1 pseudogene is annotated in these 396 nt (G+C 67.9%); it reads right to left on the bottom strand.

The window, feature by feature from the left end:
• A pseudogene (locus EN786_RS36245) lies at positions 1-396 on the bottom strand (phosphatidylserine/phosphatidylglycerophosphate/cardiolipin synthase family protein); the annotation flags it as partial.

Consider the following 396-nt stretch of genomic DNA (forward strand, 5'->3'; position numbering starts at 1 on the left):
CTGGCATAAAAAACGCGGTCGAGTTCTTCCAGTCCCGCCGGGTCGGGCACCGGGCAGCGGTCATAGCGGCTGTCGAGCCCCGCGATCCATGGATCGGCAGCCTCCTCGCGCAGCAAGGTCAGCGGCGCGCCAGCAGGCGCCTGGGAAGAGCTGATGCGCAAATCGCAGCGGCTGAGGGTCTCGTCAGGAAACAGGCTGACGGAGGACGTGTCGGCGACCGGCAGGCTCAAATGAAACGGTGAAGCCCTTGCGACCGTGGTGGATCGGCCGGACGCGCGGATCGCGAGCGGGCCGTCACAGGAGCCGCCGATGTCGACAGGCTGCTGCCCGGCTTGGCGCAGCACGATCTGGACCGAACGCGCCTGCAGGCCGGAGAAGCTGAAGGTCTTGGGCGCC

Origin of the sequence: Mesorhizobium sp. M4B.F.Ca.ET.143.01.1.1 (assembly GCF_004792275.1) — a bacterium.
Classification (GTDB): domain Bacteria; phylum Pseudomonadota; class Alphaproteobacteria; order Rhizobiales; family Rhizobiaceae; genus Mesorhizobium; species Mesorhizobium abyssinicae.